This window comes from Soonwooa sp. T0.1_25, from assembly GCF_057652215.1.
Genome location: NZ_JBYFBZ010000004.1, coordinates 85,989 through 104,558 on the forward strand (window position 1 = coordinate 85,989; position 18,570 = coordinate 104,558).

The 18,570-nt window shown below is 35.3% G+C and carries 20 protein-coding genes; 12 read left to right on the forward strand and 8 right to left on the reverse strand.

The features are described 5' to 3' along the window. Positions 1 to 91: 91 nt before the first annotated feature. Positions 92 to 796: a UMP kinase gene (gene pyrH / locus AC23MB_RS07190; protein ID WP_313029548.1), complete on the reverse strand. Its 705-nt coding sequence runs from the start codon at positions 794 to 796 to the stop codon at positions 92 to 94. A gap of 165 nt (positions 797 to 961) precedes the next feature. Here pyrH and porQ point away from each other — a divergent pair, with 165 nt between their 5' ends. The 5 genes from porQ (at position 962) to AC23MB_RS07215 (ending at position 4,124) form a co-directional block, all read left to right on the forward strand. Next, positions 962 to 1,981, forward strand: coding sequence for a type IX secretion system protein PorQ (gene porQ, locus AC23MB_RS07195; RefSeq protein WP_313029550.1), 1,020 nt, complete (start codon positions 962 to 964; stop codon positions 1,979 to 1,981). Between the two features lie 92 nt (positions 1,982 to 2,073). Further along, on the forward strand, positions 2,074 to 2,745 hold the full coding sequence (gene cmk / locus AC23MB_RS07200; RefSeq protein ID WP_312324150.1) for a (d)CMP kinase: 672 nt from the start codon (positions 2,074 to 2,076) through the stop codon (positions 2,743 to 2,745). Positions 2,746 to 2,852: 107 nt separating this feature from the next. Further along, positions 2,853 to 3,230 carry a YtxH domain-containing protein gene (locus tag AC23MB_RS07205; RefSeq protein ID WP_312324152.1) on the forward strand — a complete coding sequence of 126 codons (378 nt, stop codon included), beginning with the start codon at positions 2,853 to 2,855 and terminating at the stop codon, positions 3,228 to 3,230. 88 nt (positions 3,231 to 3,318) lie between these two features. Continuing rightward, positions 3,319 to 3,627: a phage holin family protein gene (locus AC23MB_RS07210; RefSeq protein WP_313029557.1), complete on the forward strand. Its 309-nt coding sequence runs from the start codon at positions 3,319 to 3,321 to the stop codon at positions 3,625 to 3,627. 2 nt (positions 3,628 to 3,629) lie between these two features. Further along, a complete protein-coding gene (locus AC23MB_RS07215) occupies positions 3,630 to 4,124 on the forward strand; it encodes a phosphoribosyl-ATP pyrophosphatase (protein WP_312324154.1) in 495 nt (164 codons plus the stop codon). Positions 4,125 to 4,137: 13 nt separating this feature from the next. Here AC23MB_RS07215 and AC23MB_RS07220 read toward each other — a convergent pair whose 3' ends face one another. Next, a complete protein-coding gene (locus AC23MB_RS07220) occupies positions 4,138 to 4,875 on the reverse strand; it encodes a TrmH family RNA methyltransferase (RefSeq protein ID WP_312324155.1) in 738 nt (245 codons plus the stop codon). Between AC23MB_RS07220 and tamL the strand changes: the two genes are divergently transcribed. From tamL to AC23MB_RS07245, 5 genes are all read left to right on the forward strand, one after another. Next, a complete protein-coding gene (tamL, locus tag AC23MB_RS07225; protein ID WP_487786876.1) occupies positions 4,861 to 7,476 on the forward strand; it encodes a translocation and assembly module lipoprotein TamL in 2,616 nt (871 codons plus the stop codon). The genes AC23MB_RS07220 and tamL overlap by 15 nt on opposite strands. 178 nt (positions 7,477 to 7,654) lie before the next feature. Continuing rightward, entirely contained in the window at positions 7,655 to 7,957 is a 303-nt protein-coding gene (locus AC23MB_RS07230; RefSeq protein ID WP_374330071.1) for a hypothetical protein, read from the forward strand. A 3-nt stretch (positions 7,958 to 7,960) separates the two neighbouring features. Next, complete coding sequence (locus tag AC23MB_RS07235) at positions 7,961 to 8,248, forward strand: cell division protein ZapA (RefSeq protein ID WP_079665886.1); 288 nt, start codon at positions 7,961 to 7,963, stop codon at positions 8,246 to 8,248. A 232-nt stretch (positions 8,249 to 8,480) separates the two neighbouring features. Continuing rightward, positions 8,481 to 10,052 carry a ribonuclease Y gene (gene rny, locus AC23MB_RS07240; RefSeq protein WP_312323055.1) on the forward strand — a complete coding sequence of 524 codons (1,572 nt, stop codon included), beginning with the start codon at positions 8,481 to 8,483 and terminating at the stop codon, positions 10,050 to 10,052. A gap of 338 nt (positions 10,053 to 10,390) precedes the next feature. After that, a complete protein-coding gene (locus AC23MB_RS07245) occupies positions 10,391 to 10,546 on the forward strand; it encodes a hypothetical protein (RefSeq protein WP_313029570.1) in 156 nt (51 codons plus the stop codon). A 189-nt stretch (positions 10,547 to 10,735) separates the two neighbouring features. Here the strand turns inward: AC23MB_RS07245 and AC23MB_RS07250 are convergent, their stop codons facing one another. The 6 genes from AC23MB_RS07250 to AC23MB_RS07275 are packed head-to-tail and all read right to left on the reverse strand — an operon-like array spanning position 10,736 to position 16,354. Beyond that, complete coding sequence (locus AC23MB_RS07250; RefSeq protein ID WP_313029573.1) at positions 10,736 to 13,264, reverse strand: YfhO family protein; 2,529 nt, start codon at positions 13,262 to 13,264, stop codon at positions 10,736 to 10,738. Positions 13,265 to 13,290: 26 nt separating this feature from the next. Next, on the reverse strand, positions 13,291 to 13,518 hold the full coding sequence (locus AC23MB_RS07255; RefSeq protein WP_313029576.1) for a hypothetical protein: 228 nt from the start codon (positions 13,516 to 13,518) through the stop codon (positions 13,291 to 13,293). A gap of 60 nt (positions 13,519 to 13,578) precedes the next feature. Then, a complete protein-coding gene (locus AC23MB_RS07260; protein ID WP_374330064.1) occupies positions 13,579 to 14,622 on the reverse strand; it encodes a DUF6263 family protein in 1,044 nt (347 codons plus the stop codon). A gap of 33 nt (positions 14,623 to 14,655) precedes the next feature. Next, a complete protein-coding gene (gene rlmB / locus AC23MB_RS07265; protein ID WP_312323179.1) occupies positions 14,656 to 15,399 on the reverse strand; it encodes a 23S rRNA (guanosine(2251)-2'-O)-methyltransferase RlmB in 744 nt (247 codons plus the stop codon). An 18-nt stretch (positions 15,400 to 15,417) separates the two neighbouring features. Then, positions 15,418 to 15,876 (reverse strand): hypothetical protein, encoded by a 459-nt coding sequence (locus AC23MB_RS07270; RefSeq protein WP_487786877.1) that lies wholly within the window; start codon positions 15,874 to 15,876, stop codon positions 15,418 to 15,420. Positions 15,877 to 15,880: 4 nt separating this feature from the next. Then, positions 15,881 to 16,354: a DinB family protein gene (locus AC23MB_RS07275; RefSeq protein ID WP_374330059.1), complete on the reverse strand. Its 474-nt coding sequence runs from the start codon at positions 16,352 to 16,354 to the stop codon at positions 15,881 to 15,883. Between the two features lie 265 nt (positions 16,355 to 16,619). Here AC23MB_RS07275 and AC23MB_RS07280 point away from each other — a divergent pair, with 265 nt between their 5' ends. Together AC23MB_RS07280 and AC23MB_RS07285 are read left to right on the forward strand one after the other, a co-directional pair. Next, the gene (locus tag AC23MB_RS07280) at positions 16,620 to 17,624 is read left to right on the forward strand and encodes an AAA family ATPase (RefSeq protein ID WP_312323185.1); all 1,005 of its coding nucleotides are present in this window, start codon (positions 16,620 to 16,622) and stop codon (positions 17,622 to 17,624) included. 70 nt (positions 17,625 to 17,694) lie between these two features. After that, a complete protein-coding gene (locus tag AC23MB_RS07285; RefSeq protein ID WP_487786878.1) occupies positions 17,695 to 18,558 on the forward strand; it encodes a DUF58 domain-containing protein in 864 nt (287 codons plus the stop codon). The last annotated feature ends 12 nt before the right edge of the window (positions 18,559 to 18,570 follow it).

The following is an 18,570-nucleotide window of genomic DNA, read 5'->3' on the forward strand; positions in this document are numbered from 1 at the left end:
AAGTTTAATAATTAACAATTCTGTTTTAAAATTTGAAATCCTGCAATAATAATTGTTTTAATACAAAAACTCCAAGTTTTTTGATTTATTATTAGTTAACCAATGTACCGATCATTTCGCCATCTACAAGACGTGCAAGATTACCTTGTTTGTTCATATCAAAAACGATAATTGGCAATTTGTTCTCATGACTCAAAGTAAAAGCTGTCATGTCCATTACTTTTAGATTTTTCTCGAAAACTTCCTCGAAAGAAAGACTATTAAATTTAACAGCATCAGCATTTTTTTCAGGATCGCTATCGTAGATACCATCAACTCTTGTCCCTTTCAAGATAACATCAGCATCGATTTCGATAGCACGAAGCGTCGCCGCTGTATCTGTCGTAAAATAAGGATTACCAGTACCTGCTCCAAAAATAACAACTCTACCTTTTTCAAGATGACGAACTGCTCTTCTTTTAATAAAAGGTTCTGCAACTTTATCCATTTCAATCGCTGACTGAAGTCTAGTTTTGATACCAGCATCTTCCAAAGCGCCTTGCAAAGCCATACCGTTGATAACCGTTGCCAACATCCCCATGTAATCGCCTTGTACGCGATCCATACCTTTTGCAGCACCAGCCAATCCTCTGAAAATATTTCCTCCTCCTATAACAATTGCAACTTCGCAACCTTTGTCTACAACTTTTTTAATTTCATCCGCATATTCCTTAAGACGATTGTTATCAATACCGTATTGACGTTCTCCCATCAAGGCTTCTCCACTTAGTTTTAAAAGGATTCTTTTATATTTCATCTTTTCTTTTTTATGAATTTTTAATTAAAAAATAATACGCTGATTACAAGCTTTCATTTTTTTTAAATTTTTACTGCTGCAAATATAAGGAATGCAACAGAATTACGTTATGAAGAAATAAGTTTAACGTCTAAATATTTTGTTAAATTTTAAAAAAATCTATTTTTGCAAATAAGAGAAGTGATTTTGAAGAAGATTTCTATTTTATCTTTAGCGATATGCAGTAGTTTGGTGTATGCACAGTTAGGTACCAATGTATATCCTTTTCTAAATATTCCTGTATCTGCCCGACAATCTGCTTTGGGTGGCGATGCTGTATCCATAAGAGATTACGATGTTAACATGACCGCGGCCAATCCGTCTTTAATGAATTTGGAAATGGATGATATGGTGTCTGTAAACTACGCTTCATATCTTGCAGATTCCAAAATAGGAACTATTAGCTATGTTAAAGATTTGGAACAAGGCCATCTTATTTCTATTAATGCGCGCTATATGGATTACGGAAAAATGCCTCGTACAGACGAAGCAGCCAACATTCTTGGAGATTTTTCTGCGATGGATGCCTCAGTTGGAGCTGGCTATGCTTATCAATTCGAAGACGAATGGACCATAGGTGCCAATGTTAATTTTGTAACTTCAAAAATTGACACCTACAGCTCGATGGCACTTTCTGCAAACGCAGGTGTTACCTATCACAATCCTCGCTCTAATGAGACTTTGACTTTAGTTGCTCGTAATTTTGGTTATCAATTCAAACCTTTTAATGGTGTTCGAGAAGATTTACCTTTTAGAATAGATTTGGGTTACACCAAAATTTTGGATCAATTTCCGGCTGCTATTACTGTGACATTGCACGATTTACAAAAGTTTAACATTTCGCAAGATTTCAATGTTAATGGACAACCTGTCAATTTTGGAAGAAAAGTATTAGATCATTTATCTCTTGGTGTCGAATTGTTTCCGCAACAAGCATTTAATATAAGATTTGGTTATAATGTTAAACGTGGTAACGAAATGGCCATTCTCGATCAAAGAAATTTTTCAGGACTTTCGGCAGGATTTGGAATTAAAATTTCATATTTCAATTTCGATTATTCGCATGCGAGATATCATAATTCATCCAATGTCAATATGTTTGGGCTAAGTGTTGATCTTATCGAAATAAGTGGAAATCGTCGTTAATTTTTTGAACAAATTCTCAAAACCAAATTTCTTTAATCCGCAATAGTTTTTTTCCTTTTTAAAATTTCTAAATTTGTATCAGAAATTCAGAAATGAAAAAAAATTGGGTAATCGCCATCGATGGCTATTCTTCGACTGGAAAAAGTTCTATCTCCAAAGTTATTGCAAAACGCCTTGGTCTTATCCACATGGATACTGGCGCGCTTTATCGTGGTATTACTTATTATGGACTTAGCCATTGTCAAAATGCAGATGACAGTATCAATCTTCAACAATTAATAGATGATCTTCCGAACATCAATTTAGTTTTTGAAAAAAAGAATGAAGAATTACAATTATTCTTAAACGGCACCAATATCGATAAAGAAATACGTCAACCACAAGTATCTGCCAACGTTAGTCAAGTTGCAAAACTTCCTGAGGTGAGAGCTTTCTTACTTAATACTCAAAGAAATATTGCTAAAACTGGAGGTGTTATTATGGATGGTCGCGACATTGGTACGGTGGTTTTACCAAATGCGGATTTCAAGTTTTTCTTAACCGCAAGCACTGATGAACGTGCAAAAAGAAGACATCTAGAACTTCTTAGTTTTGGAGAAAACATCAACATCGAAGATGTGAAACAAAATCTTATCGAACGTGACAAAATAGATTCTGAAAGAGAAATCGCGCCACTTCGTCAGGCAGACGATGCCATATTGATAGATAATTCTGATTTGACGAAAGAACAAACCATCGAATTAATGCTTTCACATATAAAGTAATAATAATTTAACAAAGTTTATACAATGTTAAATTTCTTTGGTACATTTGTTGCAACTCATAAAAACATAATTAATCAAGTTAAACATTAATCAAAAAATCACACATTATGTCTAGAAAAAATAATTCAGCAGGAATTTTAGCAGGTCTATTAGCAGGTGCAGCAGTTGGTGTAGTAATGGGACTTCTTTACGCTCCTGAAGAAGGTAAAGAAACAAGAAAGAAAATTAAAAAGAAAGCTGAGGAAATCAAAGACCAAGCTAACGAACAATATCACAAAACCTCAGAAAAAGTTAAAGAGCAATACGGAAACGTTTCTGACCAAGTGAAAGACAAATACAACACAATCTCTTCTCAAGTTAAAGATACTGCTAACAACATTGCATCTTCGGTTAAAGAAGGTTATGATAAGTATAAGGATCAAATGGTATCTAAAGCAACTGACGTTGTTAAAGATGTAGAGACAGAACTAGACGGAATGAAATAATCCTAAATCTAGAGTGAATTATAAAGGAACTTAGTCCACTAAGTTCTTTTTTTTTGTAAATTTTTGTAACTTTACTAAAACATCTATTATGATAGATCTACTTAAGGAATATATTAATAAAAGAATCGACCTTGCAAGGCTTGAGTTGGTAGAAAAATCGTCCTTGTCAACAGGTATTATCACCTTTATTATGACGATGGTTATTGTATTTGCGTTCTTTATTATTTTATTTAATTTTGGAATTGCATTCCTTATTGGGCAAGCATTAGATAATTTTTCGTACGGATTTTTAATCGTTGCAGGATTCTATCTTTTTATTATGATTATCGTGCTTATTATGAGAAAAAAAATCATAAAAAGCGTTGCTAATAATGTACTTAACTTTTTAAACCGTTAATTATGTCACACCAATACAATAATCTAGATGAGTTGAGAAGAAAAAAGGCACTTCTAAGAGATGATATCAAAAACATGGAAGAGCTTTTAACTTTTAAAAACAAAAAAGAAAGTTTGAGCGTGCTGACTAACGGCATTACAGATAAATATCTGAAGGAGTCCGAAGATGATGAAGGCAACCAAACGCTTAGCCTCAATACCAAAAACATTATGCGCGAAGTATCGGAAGGTATTCGAGAAACAACTTCCCCAAAAAGTTTAGTAGGATTAGCCAACAATACCGTAGATTCTGGACTTTTGGAAACTGCAGTTCGTCTAGGAGCTGTAACTCTAGTTGGTAATTATGCCCGCAAAAATCTTAATAACTCTAACTGGAACAAAAAAATAATTGGTCTAGCTTTAGTCTACGTTGCGCCTTTCGCTCTTAAATTTATTAGAGAGAAACTAGAAGATTATCAACGTCACAAAACCACTTCTAGCCTTGAAAAATTGATTTAGTTTTAAATTAAATTTAAACTTGCTGCGAAAATATTTGACCGAGAATAATTCCTGTCGCCATCGATACATTAAGACTTTCGGTAGATTGTTGCTTGCCGAATCTTGGGATGGTGACAACATCAGTCAGTAATTGTTCAACATTAGGACGCATACCATTCCCTTCATTACCTAGTACCAAACTAAATTTTGATGGGAATTTTTTTTTATAGATACTTTCACCCTGCATATCGGTCCCGATAATTGAATGTTGATAGGTTTTAAGATAATCTTCCAACTCCACATAACACACATTAACTCTAGTGAAAGAACCCATGGTTGACATTAAAACTTTCGGGTTATGAAGATCCACAGTATCTTGACTACAAACGATTTGTTCGATACCAAACCAATCCGCCAATCGGATAATTGTGCCCAAATTTCCAGGATCTTGGACACCATCTAATATTATTTGTCGGTCTTTAGAATCGTCGATTTTTGCAGTTTCTAGTAAGCAGACCGCTATGGAGTCTTTAGGGTTTTGTAAAAAACTTATCCTCCTAAGTTCTCTTTCATTAATTTCAAAAATATCGACATTTTTGAATAAACTTTTCAATTCTTCAGGCTTTGTAGAATAAATTTCTAAAATTTTAACACGAGAATTCGCAAGTTCTTTAATAATCTTGTTACTCTCAACCAAAAACAAATTGTATTTTTGTCTAAATTTCTTTTTGTCGAGAGATTGTATTATTTTTATTTTATGAGAAGTAAGCATTTTCGAAAATATTCCCAAAAGTATTATATATTTTGTTTATCAGCAAGTCTGATGTTGTTATTGCTGTATGCATGTAGCACAACAAAGAAGGTCCCAGACGGCGAATACTTGTTGACCAAAAATGAATTCAAATACCAAGATGGGAAAATCCTAAGTGATAAAATTCCAAGTTTTGCAGCACAAAAACCTAATAAGAAAACTTTTTTCTTGTTTCCTTTAGGTCTTCTTGCCTACAATGCGGCCAATTTTAAATACGACAGTATTCTTAACGAGTATATGACTTATCCTAATGAAATGAGAAATCAAAAACTTCGTGATTCTCTTTTCATAAAATATAATCATCCAGAGTATGTTGGCAGAAATCTATTTTGGAACAGATTTTGGCACACAGTTGGCGAAAAACCAGTTATCTATAGCGATGGTAAAACTAAAGCTAGTGTTGAGAATATCCAAAACTTCTTAGTCTACAAAGGTTATTGGGATTCTGAAGTTACACACTCTGTAAAAAGAGATTCGGCTGCTAAAAAAGCGGAGGTTAAATATAACATCATCCACAGAGATCCGACTTTTATTAAAGATTATTATTACAATATCACCGATTCGGGCGTTAGAAACATTTACGAAAGAGACATTAAAAAAAGTCTTATTAAAAAAGGAAATATTCTCGATCAAACCGTTCTTGAAGATGAAGTAAAACGCATCACGCAATTGATGAAGGACGAAGGTTATTATAAATTCAATGCGTCTGGAGAACAAATTTATTTTACAGCTGATACACTTTCTAGTCGCAAAGATGTGCCTGTGACAATGGATATCCACAAAGACACGTTGGATGGTGGATTTATTAAACCTAAAATTGGCAACATAGACATTGCTGTTGTCGACAACATTAAAGAATACGAAGAAAAAAGTATTCATAAAGACAGCTTGCGTGGCATCAATATTTATAGAGCTGACACGACATCTTACAAACTCCAATCGCTTTGGCTTCCAATCATATACAAACCTGGCGATAATTATCAGCAACGTGATTTTGATGTAACCAAACGTAACCTAATGGCTATGAATAACTTTACGATTCTACAAGCCATTGATGGTCTACGTAATGAAGGCACAAATAAGCAAAACGATAGCTTAATTGATGTTCGATATATTCTAAAGCCGATGCCAAAATATGATTTTAAAGTCGGAATGGATTTACACTATTCTGAAATTTTAAACTTTGGTTTTTCTCCATCTTTAGAATTAACCTCTCGTAATGTTTTTAAAGGTGCAGAAAACTTAAACATTAGTTTTTCCGGTATTATTGGTACAACAAAAGATCCGAAAAAAGATAAGGCATTATTTAATGCTTACGAATTGTCAACACAAGCGTCGTTGCAAATTCCTCGATTGTGGGTGCCTTTCAAACGTTATTGGAAAGTAATCCCAAAAAGATACTCACCAACATCGAGTATATTTTTAGGCGCGGCGATCCAAAATAATATTGGACTTGGACGTATCAATTTTAATACTGGTCTTAGCTATTATGCCAATGTTAATGATATTGTTTCGCATAAATTGACTTTGTTTAATACCCAATTTAGTTTTACACAAAATAAAGAAAACTATTATCAACTTTTCTTAGCGGACAACGATATTAGACAACAAGTTTTCGATTGGTATTTTGTACAACATCCAAATATTGCAGCCCAATATAACAATGGTCAAATTGGTATTGATGACGTTTCCAGAATTATTATTCGTGATAATAATTTCCAAAGCGGATTAGACCAAACACAGACAGACACATTTAACTCTTATCGACAATCTCTTGCCAACAAAGACAGACAGACTCAAGACGTTGTAATTTCTTCGATTATTTACAACTTCTTGTATAATGAAATTGGTCAAAAAGCTTACAAAAATCCATTTTATTTTAATGGAAAATTTGAGGTAGCGGGTAATGTTTTGGGCTTATTTGCAAAAAACTTTACGCAAGATGGCGTTATTGGAGATGATACCAAAACTATTTTTAAAATCCCTTATTCTCAATTTGTAAAATTTGATTTTGATTTTAGAAAATACTTCACATTCTTCCAAGACAAGGCGCAGCCACATACTTTGGCGATTCGACAATTTATTGGGATTGGTATTCCGTATGGCAACTCTAACAATATGCCATTCATCCGTTCTTATTTCAATGGTGGATCCAACGACATTAGAGCATGGGTAGCTTTTGGAGGTCTTGGTCCAGCAGATTCGCAACTTGACGAACGTGTAAGATCTTATGCAATGGACAATGTAAAATTAACGACAAGTGTCGAATATCGATTACCGATAAACAATATGTTAGAAGCCGCACTTTTTACAGATGCTGGTAACATTTGGGGACTAAAAGATAACGGATTTGGCGATCAGTTTAAATTTAATAAATTTATAAGCCAAATGGGTGTTGGTAGTGGATTTGGTCTTAGATTAAACGTTGCTTACATCAAGTTCCGATTAGATTTAGCTTACAAAATGTACGATCCTAACCAACCAATTGGCGAGCGTTGGGTGATGATGAAAAATAAGCTTCTTCGACCAACTCTTAATTTTGCATTTGGATATCCATTTTAACAACATAAAACTTTCATCAATTGGTGAAAGTTTTTTATTTTAAATAAAATCATATCATTAAATAATTAATTAACAAGCAATTAAAAGCTCTTATTTGAAACATTAAATAAAAGCTAAAAATCTTTCTTTTTGTTAAGTTTTTTTATATTTTTGTAATAGTTAGAATTTATCAAACTCGATGCTATCAGAATTAGAAAATAATTTCGTGCAATTAGAAAAGAAAATCCTTAAGTTGCACAAGAAACATATCAGTCTATTAGACAAATATGCAGAGCTTTCTAAGGACTATAAGCAATTGCAGGAGGAATTTGATGAAGAGAAAAAAAGAAATCGAGTTTTAGCAGAAGAGCAAAAAGATTTAAAACTTTATTCAGCTATAAGCGGAAATGCAGATCATAATAAATTGATGAAAAATCACCTAAATAAATTGATAAAAGAGGTAGATTTTTGTATTGCAGAGTTACGAAACAGTGGATTATAAGATATGGATATTAGAAGAATTACCATCAACATAGCTGGAAGAGTCTATCCTCTTAACGTCCCCGCTGCCGAAGAAGAAACCCTACGTAAAGTCGGGAAACAAATTGAAACGATGATTAAGGAATTTGAGGCGAATTTTGATGTGCGCGACAAGCAAGATGCTTTAGCCATGTGCGCATTAAAATTAGGAACCAACGCCGAAGTGCACTTAAACAATAATGAAAAGAATTTAACAAATACCAATGACCGTTTGACAAAAATCAACCAGTTATTGGAAGAATTGGAGGACTAAAATCTTCCAAATATACAAGCTGCCTACAATAATTCTAACACAGCAGGTAAACTCAACGCTAAACAATTGCCGAACGAATGTTCATTAGATGGCGCGCTGCCTTGTCGCAGATTACAGATAATGAAAAACAGTTCAAATCGTGTTGATTAGGAGTTTACTCTTAATAATGGATTGTTGTAGGTTTTTTTATGTTTAAAAATTTAAAAATAAATTAAATAACTCACTATAAATTATGATTGCAACCTACATTACTATCGGTATAGTTGCTTTGGTCATAGGTGCGGTTTTAGGAATTATGTATTCTAAAAGCTCACTAAATTCTAAAGGAAAATTCATCCTAGAAGATGCCAAAAAAAGTGCCGAAACTATCATAGAAAAAGCTAACACACAGGCTGAAACTATTAAAAAAGAAAAACACCTACAAGCCAAAGAAAAATTCTTGGAACTAAAATCGGAGCACGACTCTAACATCCAATCTCGCGAAAAGAAAATGCAAGAGATTGAGAAAAGAATCAAGGATAAAGAACACAAACTAAACGAAGAACTTAGCAAAGTTGGTCGTCAAGAAAAAGACCTTGAAAAACAACTTGCTGACTACTCGAAAAAGCAAGAAATCGTAGAACGTAAACAACAAGAGCTAGACGCTGCAACAGCTCAAAAGGTTGAAATGTTAGAAAAAATATCTAACTATACAGCAGAAGAAGCTAAAGAAGAATTGGTAGAAGCCATGCGTGCTGAGGCTAAAACAAGAGCACAAGCTTACGTCCAAAACATTATGGAAGAAGCCCAGCTTAACGCCAAAACCGAAGCTAAAAAAATCGTCATTCAAACCATCCAAAGAATCGGAACCGAGCAAGCTATCGAAAATTCAGTTTCTGTATTCAACATCGAATCGGACGAAATTAAAGGTAGAATCATCGGACGCGAAGGTCGTAACATCCGTGCGCTAGAAGCTGCGACAGGTGTTGAGATTATCGTTGATGACACGCCAGAAGCGATTCTATTATCATGTTTCGATCCTGTAAGAAGAGAAGTTGCAAGACTTTCACTTCACAGATTGGTAACTGACGGCAGAATCCACCCTGCTCGTATCGAAGAAGTGGTACAAAAAACGCAAAAACAAATCGAAGAAGAGATCATCGAAGTTGGTAAAAGAACCATCATCGATCTTGGTATCCACGGGCTTCACCCAGAGTTGGTAAAAATCGTTGGACGTATGAAGTTCCGTTCTTCTTACGGACAGAACTTGCTTCAACACTCTCGTGAGGTTGCAAACATTGCAGCAACAATGGCTGCCGAACTTGGTCTTAATGTCAAACTAGCCAAAAGAGCTGGTCTATTACACGATATCGGAAAAGTTCCTGAGCAAGAATCAGAACTTCCTCACGCATTATTGGGTATGCAATGGGCAGAAAAATATGGTGAAAACGCAGAGGTTATCAACGCCATCGGAGCGCACCACGACGAGATCGAAATGACATCTCTTCTATCGCCGATTATCCAAGTTGCGGATGCTATTTCTGGAGCAAGACCTGGTGCAAGACGCCAAGTTTTAGAATCTTATATCCAAAGACTGAAAGATCTAGAAGCTGCAGCACTTAGCTTTGACGGTGTGTCTAGCGCTTATGCGATCCAAGCTGGTAGAGAGCTTCGTGTGATGGTGGAAAGTGCAAAAGTCAATGACGAAGTGGCGCATCAATTATCTTACGATATCTCGGAGAAAATCCAAAACGAATTGACTTATCCAGGTCAAGTGAGAGTTACGGTGATTCGAGAAACGAGAGCGGTTAACATCGCAAGATAGTTTTATCAAAATATACATTAAAAGCTAGGTCGTAAGACTTAGCTTTTTTATTTGGGCGGCATCTCGGGCTATTCAGGGGTTTCGTCTTCAGAAGCCAAAGCTTTTGCCATGCTTTTCTTCAGACCACTCCCTGCGGTCGCGCCCTTACTATCCCGGCCGCGACTACTAACCCCCAAAAATAATTACAAAACAAAAAATCCTATCGATCGAAAGGATTTTTTCTATGATTAAATTACATAAGACCTTAGTTTTCCAGTAATAATTCAAAAAACATAATACTAAACAAATATTGCTTTTAAAAGATATTTTTTGTATTTCAGAAATAACAATCATATTTTATGATAACGATAGAGTTTTTAGAATTACTAAAATTTGCTGAGGAAAAAAGAACAATTGAAGTTTATTCAGAGTTTTTAGAACTTGTTGATAAAATAAAAGATAATCCAAATTTGGAAATAAAAATTACTATCCCAAAAGATATAGTCAAAGATTAAATAACATTTAAAAATACAAAATAATGGTCACAAATCGCGCCCCGGATGGAACGGCATGTTGGAGCTCGCGCCGCAGGCGCGGGCAAATGTGGTGGCGCGGCGCAGCGACTAGTGACAGCCGGAAATGGTGCCCAAATAAAAAAGCTGCTTCCGAAGAAACAGCTCCTTATTTTATGTTTTTATAGTTGATTACTCAACTACATTTTGAGATTTTTTGTTCTTATAAAACCATCCAATACCTAACAAACTCAGAATCGCAAAAATGCCAACACTCGCATACGAGAACATTTTGCCTTTTTCGATGACTTCTGGCTCGAATTTCATGCTGATTTGGTGCTTGCCCGCGGGAACATAAACCGCTCTCAGAAGGTAATTAGCTTTGATGTATGGGACCTCGGTCCCGTCGATCATCACCTTCCAACCATGCGGATAATAGACTTCTGAGAAAACCGCCAACTGAGGTGTTTTGGTCTGAGCTTCAAACTCTAAAGCGTTGGCTTCATAAGTTTTTAACTGGATAAAAGCCGTAGAATCTGCTTGTAAATTTTTCCCGCTAAGATAAGACTGATCTTCTTTTCCGATGATTGCAATCTTTTTGGTATCGATATCGCCAATCGATTTTAATTCTTCGTTTGGAGAATTCGCAACTTTGATGTCCGACACAAACCAAGCGTTACCATTCGCATCTGGATTTGGATAACTGATTGGTTGATTTTGGTCACCACCAACAAAGTATTTTGCATTCAGCATATTAAGAACGCGCGGCATTCTGATGCTATCTGTTTGATAAAAATAAGCATTGATCAAATCATCGTAGCGTCTTAATTTAACCGCGTGATAACCGCCAACAGAAGATTTGAAATACGATGTATTGGTTTCGCTAAACGTCCCTAAAGTTGTATTAAAAATTCTGAAATGTGATTGATCTTTTGCTGCAATTGTTTCTAAAACTTTATTGACTTTATCTTGTTGAAGAAGTCCTTGGATGTAAGGATTATCCCCAGCTTTATCCATTAGATATTCCGAATTTTCGGTTTGGAAAGGATTTTGAGCAAATGTCTTATCAGCGAAGTTTCCGTCATTCAGATAACGTTTGTTAACCGTCCACAAGTCGAAGAAACTTACTAAACCAATAATAATTAAAGTGACATTAACCGCCAATTTCTTTTTGAAACTTAAATACATTGCTCCAGCTGTTATAGCAACATAAAGCATGGCTTTAAGCGCATCCGTTTGGAACATTTTGAAACGTTCGTCAACCAAATAACTTAATAAATCTGGTTGTAAATATACTTTTTCATTATCGGTATGAAATCCTAAAATTGCCTTACCTGCAAATAACAAAATTAAAGTTACGCCCAAAACGCCTCCAGTCGTATACATTAAGACTTTTTGTTTGTATTCGTCGGTGAGTTTTTCATCGGTGAAGAATCGATACAAACCAACAATTGCAATTAACGGAAACAATAATTCGACAACGACTAATATCGAAGACGGTGCACGGAATTTATTATACATCGGAACATAATCGATAAATAAATCTGTCAAGAATCCAAAATTACTTCCCCAAGCTAATAGAATTGTTAAAACGGAAGCGCCAAAAATCCAATATCTATACTTTTTCCAAGCGAAGAAAAAACCTAGTAATGCTAAGAAACAGACAACTGCCCCTTGATATGCGGGACCAGAAGTTCCTGGTTGGTCGCCCCAATAAGTTGGACTTACAAAACCTTTCATAAATTGATTATGTTGTGCTTCGCTTGTCACGTTAGATTGATACCATTCTTGGATGTAAGCCATCACCTTGTCAGAGCCTTCTTCTTGACTTGCACCTCCCATTAGTCTTGGGATAAATAAGTTCAAGGTTTCTAGTTTACCATAACTCCAAGCTGTGATGCTTTCGCGATCCATTCCAGATTTTCCAGAAGTATGTCTGTCAGAATCTAAGATTTGTTTTCCTCTAACAGTTTCTTTTACGTATTCAGCATTCGCCATGATACGTTGAGAATTCATCCCAACACCTAACACAAACGCCAAAGCTAAAACTCCGGAAGAAATCCCAAAATGCTTCCACGTAATTTTATGTTGGTACGCTCTCACCAATTCCGAAAGGAACAAAAATCCTAAAGCCAAGAATAAATAATAGGTCATTTGTGGGTGATTCGCACTGACTTGTAAGCCCATAAAAATGGACGTCACAATAAAGCCTAGCAAATATTTTTTGCGAACATAGACTAATAATATTCCTGCCAAAAGAGGTGCGAAATAAGCGATGGTGTGGACTTTACCGTTATGCCCAGCCGCAATAATAATATAAAAATAGGTTGACAATCCGAAGAACGTTGCTCCCAAAAGTGCATACTTCCAGTTGCGTGTTGCCACAATTCCTAGAAAGAAAAAGCCTGCAAACAGCAAAAATATATAGTTGGCTGGCTTTGGCAAAAACATAAAAACATCGTCTAACTTTTTGATGACGTCTCCACGGAACTGCGCTCCGGTTTGATAAGTTGGCATCCCCCCAAACATCGCATCACTCCAATAGGTTTCTTGTCCATGCTCAGCGCGATAGTCCAATAATTCTTTAGCACCTCCTTTATAATGCACAATATCAGGCTGAATCATCTCCTTGCCTGACATTATTGGGTTGGCGTACAATACAGCAATTAGCACAAAAATGACGAGACTAACCGCCGCAAAAATCAAATTCTTATTTTTCATATATAATTTGAAATTGGTCGTTGTTTTTATTTCTTTTCTTCTTTTACTTCTTCAAAATCTACGGTTTCGGCGTCCCAGTTTACTTTTTCTTTTAGCTTTTTCTCTTCGCGATTCGACTGCTGACTTTGCTGTTGATTACGAGGATTGAGCGTTGGAAAATTTTTGTAAAAGGAATTAAAAAAAATTCTTTTTAAAATATTCCATACAAAGAAAAATATAATGGTTCCTAAAACCAATTCTATTACAAACTTCATAATATTAAAAAATACACATTTAACTTTACTAAAAAAGACCAAGCCTAAGCCTGGTCAAACTTACTTATATGAAGGATTAATGATAATTGATGATATAGAAGTCTGCGACATGCTTTGACTTTTCTTACCATCAGAAATCGATTCCTTTTGATTGGTTTTAATGCTGATATTCTCATGCAAAATCCAACCAGTATTACTATCAAAAATAATTTTCCCTGTTTGCGAACCGCCCAAAGTCATCATATGCGTGATGCCATCTTTAGATTGCTTGTCTGATTTAGTCGGAATATTTCCGTTAACAGAAATCTCCGCCTTTCCGCCTTCAACTTTAATTAAAGCGTAAGTTGATGTTAGTTTCAAATCACCACCTGGGATAATATCTTCCGAAGCCGTCCACTTCTCTCCTATTTTGACACCTTTTGATGGGATTATTTTAAGATTCTTCTCAAATTGTTCTTTAATAGTTGCTTCGTTAAATCCTTTTTTGAAATTGCCAACAATCTCAGTACGTTGTTTTGCATCTTTAACGAGACCAGACAAAGCTGTCGAAATTTTAGTATAAATTGGATCAAAACCTGTCACCGAAATTATTTTTCCGTTAACATCCATTTTCATTGCCAGTTTATTCCCTGTAATCGCTTTGTTAATCGTGTACATCCCTTTTAGTTGCTCCTCTTTTGGGGCAGCAGCTTTAGTATCCGACACAACCGTTTTTCCGTTAGCACTTGTACTATTTCTTTTAGCAACAAGATTAACCGAAAGATCATAAACATTATCTTTAAAATCGTTAACCGTAATTGTCATCTCGTCTGTAGATTCTGATGTACCAGAAACTGCTTTACCATCTGGTGTTGACACATTTTGGATGTCTCTTTGGTATGCTATTAACGGATAAGTTTTTCCTGTTTCTAAATAGAATTTTTGTTTAAAAATCCCAGCACTATCGACAATTGCTGCTTTGATTTCCTCCTCTGCGGGCACTTCCACCGTTACAGTTTCAGTTTTTCCTGTTTCTGGATTAACTTTAGTAATTGTTTTAGTATTTTCTTTTTTACAAGCTACTAGTGCAACTGTAAACAAAGCTATTCCTAATATCTTTTTCATCAATTTATTTTTTGAACTAAATAAAGTTCGTGTTTATAATGTTTTTGTTAATTTTTGTCTCATCGCTTCGTACAACATCGCACCACAAGCCACTGAAACATTAAGCGACTGTGTTTTACCTTCGATAGGAAGTTTTATTTTTTCATCGCTATGATGCAGAACTTCTTTCGAAATTCCTGTTTCTTCGTTACCCATTACAATTGCGCAAGGTTCTGTAAAGTCCACATCATAGAGCAATTTCTGAGCCTTTTCTGTTGCTGCAAATACTGCTACACCGCTTTGTTGCAGATAATCAACGGTATGCGCCAGATTTTTTTCTTTACAAATTTTAATATTATAGATCGCACCAGCCGAAGTTTTGATAGCATCAGAGTTAATTGGAGCCGCACCTTTCTCTGGGATTACAACCGCATCAACACCTACACATTCTGCAGTTCTACAGATGGCGCCAAAATTTCTGACATCAGTTAATCTGTCCAAAATCAAAATAAATGGCACTCTTCCCTCTTCAAAAATTTGAGGTAAAACATCTTCGATACTATGGAAAGGAACATCCGAAATAAAAGCCACAACACCTTGGTGGTTTTTTCTCGTAAAACGGTTTAGCTTTTCGATTGGGACATAATTAGGACGAATCTTATGCTTCGCTAACAATGTTTTTAGTTCTGCATAAATTGGACCTTGCAAAGCATTCTGTACAAAAACTTTATCAATCGTTTTGCCCGCTTCGATGGCTTCTATCACTGGCCTTAGCCCAAATATAAAATCGTCTTTCATTTAATAAAAAAATAGTTTTTAATCAATAACAAATACTTTGTATTCGTCATTTTCTGTATTGAATCCGAGTTCTTTCACTCGGCGTAATTCTTCAAAATCTCTAGTTGGAAAATTATCGTCAAATTGTTTTGTAACAAAGAATTTCCCTTTAAGTTTAACAGGAATTTTCTTCACAAATTTGTCTCGAACATCTTCCGAAAAATCTGGTCCTAACTTTTTCTTGGAGTCTACATAGAAGCAATATCCTATCAACTCATCGGAATTTCCATATTTTTTAAAATCCTCCACTCGCACAAAATTCGGAAGCTTTTTATCCGGCCAAGTCAAACAGATGACTTCTAGCGTTTCGCTCTTTTTACCAAATGCTTGATAATATTTGAAACGTTCTGGCGTCTTCTCTTTTTCTCTCACAATCGTCCATGACTGACTACTCAATATCAACAAAACCATTGTGAAAATGTAAAGAATCGCCCTCATGGTTTTAGCTCAATCTTTCACCAAGCACCGCACGTTTTTGCGCCAAAATATAGCCGTAATGCAAACTTTCGTGCATGTTGTTAAATATGATCGCATCTTGAATTGTTTTTATATCAATGCCAAAACTTGTTGAGTATGGCGTGTAATCTGTAAAAAATTCAGCGTCATAATCTTTCACCAAAACCTTTGAAGTTTCAATTAAAAGAAATGATAAATCTTCCATTTCTGTATTTTCCACATCCATCTTTGCAAAAGTCCCCTTTTTATATTGTTCAACCCAATATTTATCGATACGGAAAGCATTACCACTCAAATAATAATGAAGTAGTTGCTGTGTTGCCACGCAATGCGCAATATTCCAATAGATATTATTGTTAAAACCATCCGGAATCAATAATAAATCTTCCTTTGGCGTGTCTTGTAATATTTCTAAAAGGTTTTTTCTAACCTGACGATGCGCCGAAAAATGATAATTCATTTTAAGTCAATTTTTTAAATTTCAAAATTACTTCAATTATACGAATGTGACAAATGAGAAGCATCTAAAAATAAAGGATTTAGACCTGTATTTTAAGATTTAAAACACTTTTTTTTTAATATTCTTTTATAACATAAATCTTTACAAGAATCTCGAAGATTTTTGCAATAAATATTTTTAACAAATATTTAACTCATAATTGGCATTTCTTATGTTGACTAATGCTCGGATTTATGAGACCTTTACCGAATAATTTAAACGAATTATGTCAGAACTGAACCAATCAGAAGATATTAAAAATTTAATGGAAAAAGTAAAAGAACAAAATTACTTTTTCAACCTACTAAAACAAGAAATCAATCGCGCTATTATCGGGCAAGAATATATGGTAGACCGTCTATTAATCGGATTACTTGGCAATGGCCATGTCCTTCTAGAAGGTGTGCCAGGACTTGCAAAAACTTTAGCGATAAAAACCCTTGCCGAAGCGGTGCACGGACAATTCTCGAGAATACAATTCACGCCAGATTTGTTACCCGCAGATGTTGTTGGGACGATGATTTATAATGTTAAAGAAAATGATTTTTCGATAAAAAAAGGACCTGTTTTTGCGAATTTCGTTTTGGCGGATGAGATTAACCGTGCGCCAGCAAAAGTACAATCAGCACTTTTGGAAGTGATGCAAGAAAAGCAAGTAACCATCGGCGATGAGACGATGCAATTACCAAAACCTTTTTTAGTTTTAGCAACACAAAACCCAATCGATCAAGAAGGAACTTATCTTTTACCAGAAGCGCAAACCGACCGTTTTATGCTAAAGTGTAAAGTCGATTATCCCGAATTAGAAGACGAGCGAAAAATCATGCGTATGATTTCCACTCAAGATATTCCGACAATTCGTCCAGTTGTTTCTTTAGACCAAATTGTGGAAGCTAAAAAATTAATCAACCAAATCTACCTTGACGAGAAAATCGAAAAGTATATTTTGGACATGGTTTTTGCAACGCGTTATCCAGAAAAATATGGTTTAGCAGATCTTAAAAATCTTATCAATTTCGGTGCTTCGCCAAGAGCAAGTATCAACCTTGCTATCGCTTCGCGCGCTAATGCTTTCATTAAAGGAAGAGCTTTTGTAATTCCTGAAGATGTTAAATCTATTGCGAAAGATGTGTTAAGACATCGTATTGGTTTGAGTTTCGAAGCGGAAGCTGAGGAAGTGTCGCAAGACGAGATTGTTGACAGAATTTTAGCTAAAATACAAGCGCCCTAACTCGATTTTAGATTTTAGATTTTAGATTTTAGATTTAGGATTTACGAATCACTGCTACATTAACAAAAAAATGGAAATAAAAGATATTGTCAAAAAGGTAAAACAAATCGAAATCCGTACTCGCAAGAAGACGGAAGCGAGTCTTATGGGGCAATATCACAGCAATTTCAAAGGTCAAGGGATGACATTTTCGGAGGTTAGACCTTACCAATTTGGTGATGATATCCGCCGAATCGACTGGAATAAAACGGCACGTTTCCGCGAGCCTTTTATCAAGGTTATGGAAGAAGAACGGGAGTTGACAATGATAATCATGGTTGACATTTCGGCTTCCATGGATTACGGAACGCAACATGGACTAAAGCGTGACTTTGTTGCTGAAGTTGCGGCTTCACTTGCTTTTTCCGCAGTTGGTAATAATGATAAAGTTGGATTAATCCTTTTCGCAGATAAAGTTTACAAAGTGGTCCCTCCAAAGAAAGGTCGCAAACATGTTCTTTCAATTATAAGTCATATTTTGACCGCCGATTATGTACCCTCAAAATCCGATTTGGATGGTGCGCTCAATTATATGATGGGCGTTTTTAAAAGGAAATCTTTTTTGTTTTTGTTTTCCGATTTTCAAGATGAATTCGATCAACGTGTTTTGTCAGTTGCTTCGAAAAAACATCAGCTTTTAGGATTAAGAATTTATGACCAGAAAGATCAAGAAATACCAAATGTCGGTTATGCGTTATTGCAGGATTCGGAAACGGGACAAGACGTTTGGGTCAACACTTCCAATTCTCGCTGGCGGTATGAGTTTGCAGAACATCAAAAACAAAAATTCAGACATTTGCAGGAATCATTTGAGAACAGCGCTGCTAGCTTGATCAACATGACAACCAACGAAGATTATAGCAAATTTTTGTATCAATATTTTCAGAAAAAATAGTTTAACCTCAAA